General features: G+C 25.4%; 4 protein-coding genes. 1 reads left to right on the top strand and 3 read right to left on the bottom strand.

Going from position 1 to position 3,348, the window contains the following annotated elements:
- Nucleotides 1-254: 254 nt before the first annotated feature.
- From NK213_RS19305 to NK213_RS19295, 3 genes are all read right to left on the bottom strand, one after another.
- On the bottom strand, nucleotides 255-749 hold the full coding sequence (locus NK213_RS19305) for a lipocalin family protein (protein WP_253352360.1): 495 nt from the start codon (nucleotides 747-749) through the stop codon (nucleotides 255-257).
- A gap of 410 nt (nucleotides 750-1,159) precedes the next feature.
- Complete coding sequence (locus tag NK213_RS19300) at nucleotides 1,160-1,300, bottom strand: hypothetical protein (protein WP_253352358.1); 141 nt, start codon at nucleotides 1,298-1,300, stop codon at nucleotides 1,160-1,162.
- A gap of 345 nt (nucleotides 1,301-1,645) precedes the next feature.
- On the bottom strand, nucleotides 1,646-2,320 hold the full coding sequence (locus NK213_RS19295; RefSeq protein WP_253352357.1) for a cyclic nucleotide-binding domain-containing protein: 675 nt from the start codon (nucleotides 2,318-2,320) through the stop codon (nucleotides 1,646-1,648).
- Nucleotides 2,321-2,411: 91 nt separating this feature from the next.
- Here NK213_RS19295 and NK213_RS19290 point away from each other — a divergent pair, with 91 nt between their 5' ends.
- A complete protein-coding gene (locus NK213_RS19290; protein WP_253352355.1) occupies nucleotides 2,412-3,014 on the top strand; it encodes a YitT family protein in 603 nt (200 codons plus the stop codon).
- Nucleotides 3,015-3,348 lie beyond the last annotated feature (334 nt).

Raw genomic sequence — 3,348 nt, 5'->3', positions numbered from 1 at the left:
ATAATAAAGTCCTCCTGTTTTTAGTTTATCATAAAAAGATTTTTTTATTTACAGACTTTTTATCACAGGCTCTATTTCATCCGGTAAATCTTTCAGCATGTTAAAATACAGGGAACATAAGATTTTGTTCCCTCAAAATTAATCTTAGATATCTTTAAACAGCAGCATCTGTTCGTTCTTAATTGGAAATATTTTATTCATAAGCCTAAATAAGAGTTATGGCTTTTAATTTGAATACTTATCTTTTGTTTTTCTTAAAATTTTTGAAGTAATTTTACATCATATCCTCTTTCAGAGGCTATTTTGACTAATTCATCATATATGTTTTCTTCCAATGTATCTCTTCTGCTCAGTATCCAAAGGTAATTTTTCTTATTTCCGCCTACTACTGCATATTGATAGTCGTTATCTACATATAATATATTGTAGTCTGCTCCGAAAAAGGGAACAAAATATACTTTTAACAAACCTTTATCAATAATTTTTGCTTTTCCTTCTATCATCTTTTCTGTATTTTTTATTTTATCATATCCTTTATTCACCACTTTGATGGTTCCATCAGGATTTAAAGAATATTCTGCAGTTGCATTAATCATATTTTTTTCAAATCTGTTATCTATTCTAGCAATCTCATACCATTTCCCTAAATATTTTTCACTTTCAAAACCGCTTAAACTTCTCACTTCCACTTTGTTACTTGAACATGATAATAAAAACAACATAAATAAATTAATACTCAAAATTCTCATGCTGGTTTCCTCCTCAAATTATATAATTACTCTTACCAATATAAGACTTTAAAACCATTTTTATAAATTATTCAAACTCTTTAACCGGCATCAATACTTATGTAATTTCGGATCATTTATTTTGAGAATTTTATTCTCTGGTCATAAAAAGACTGATCTTATTCAACCTTTCCATTAATCTGCCGCTGTTCTATTTTTTTATGCTAAATCTATTGGAGTATTAAGCCTGTATATCACTAAACAAGAATTATTTTATTACTTGTTCGTTTTTCTTTTGCAAATTACATACCTGTTTAGATATTTCAGCTGCAAATAAATTATCTGACATAACTAAAGATGAGAGTGATAATTATTTTATCTGAAAAATTTAAATCCTTCAAAGTATAGATTATTACAGCTCTTTTTAAACATTATTCTTTTTCTTCTTCCATTGGATAGCCGTGACTTAAATCCATATTCGCCAGTTTATTATAATGATTATCTGCGGTGATTGAAACTTGATTTTGGCTGTAAACACTTATTACTGCTAAAATTCCAAGTATAAAACCCATTTTTCATTCGCATCATCTTTTCATTAAAATTTTACCACAAGATAATTATAGCATACTGTAATAATAATAAAAACACATATTTAATATTAAAAACAAGATTGCCTACTCTGTAATTAACATATTTTCCAATATAATATTTTTCATATTTTTATCGATATTCAATCTGTTTAAAGCCGAAAGAATTAAGTTTTAAAAAAAATCCTAATCTCTTTATCCGCATAATAAAAGCCCTCTTTGGAGGGCATTGAAGTTTTTAATAAATAAATTATTTTATATTTTTATTACTTATATAAATTTTTGCAATCCTATCACGCGAATCAAAAAATCAATCTATTTATAATTTTTTTACAAACCATTTTTTTCATTAACTAATAGTTCAAGTTTTTCTCTATCTATTATATATTTGCTTCCTTCTTTGTACATCTTTTTTTCATCTTTAAATTTTTTCATAGTATGTAATAAATGTCTATAACTAACTCCTAAATATTCAGCTATCTGCAAATGATTCTCTTTATAAACATTATTTATAGATACTGTTAACATAACTTCGGCTAATCGGTATTTTAGTTCATAAGTTTGATTATCAACAAAAAAATCCATTCTGCTTAATAATTTTTCTCCGATATATCTACTTATTTTCTTTAAAAAGAACCTATCCTCCATTAATATTTCAATTACATAATTAACGGGTGTTGCTAAACAGACTGTATTACCAATTGACAAAACATCTTTAGTAACTTTCTCTGCTCCAATAACTGTTAAGTCTCCAATAAAATCTTCCTCTTTTAAAAATTGTAATATCATTCGTTTACCATTTGCTTGATTTTTTAATATTTTAGCTTTTCCCTGTATGATAAAATAAAGAAAATTTACGCTGCGATCTTCCTCCTGAATAAATTCATTATTCGCAAATTCTATTATATATGAATTATTTAAGCTTTCTTTAGAATAATAACTCATCAAAGTTTTGTTTTTTTTGATATCTTCATCATAATATTCATTAAAAAGTATTTTTTTCATAATTTCCTCTCAAGTATGATATATCTCATAGTAATTATAGCATCATATATATGTATAATAATAGTATATCATAATCAGGAGGAATTTAATTATGGAAATTAAAAATATACTTATTTCTTTGCTGTTTTACTTACTCAGTGCTTTCGGTATCAGTTTAACTATTAAATCTAATATTGGCGTGAGTAGTTTCAATTCTTTCAATGTTGCATTATCAAATATTACTTCTATAAAGGTTGGAACTATCACAACCATAATTAATTTGGTCTTTTTAATTTTTTGTGTTTTATTAAATCCAGAAAACAGAATTAAAAATTATTTGTTGATGTTTATTGCTCTTGTCTTTTTTGGAGTGATAATCAATATATTTTTATACACTTTATTTGAAAGTATTATTTTTAAAAATTATTTTTTAAGAATTATTACTTTTATTGTAGGAACGTTTTTTGCCGGTATGGGAACTGGTAAAATTTTAAAATTAGGTATTTTTAAGTTTCCAATAGAATATTTTTGTATTTTACTTTCTGATAAAACATCAAAACCATTCAAATTTTATCGTTATTCTATTGATATCACCTGTGTTCTGATTTCTATATTTATATCATTGAATTTCAAGCTTCCGGTATTCGTTCGCGAAGGTACTATAATTAGTTTATTAATGTTATCAGGAATTATCTCATGGTCCAAGAATCAGTAATTGAATTTATTTGCATTATATTAAATTGAACAGAAAAAATAATAAAACATTAAAAAATCAGGATAAAAAGAGTAAGAGAAATCCACACACTCCCCATATTGAAAAAAGTTTCGATATCCATTCAGACGGTTTTCTTCTTGTTTCAAATGGCACATATCCTTTATAAGAATATATATAATCTATTTTCCATTGATTTTTTAAAACTTGTTTCGATGATAGGAGTTCTAATAGTGGTACTGTTTTTTTATGACCAGTTAATTTGAGCCTGTGATAAAAAGTCTGTAAATAAAAAAATCTTTTTATGATAAACTAAAAACAGGAGGACTTTATTATG

The sequence above is a fragment of the Sebaldella sp. S0638 genome, from assembly GCF_024158605.1.
Lineage (GTDB): Bacteria > Fusobacteriota > Fusobacteriia > Fusobacteriales > Leptotrichiaceae > Sebaldella.
This window is presented reverse-complemented; position numbering and strand designations above follow the sequence as displayed.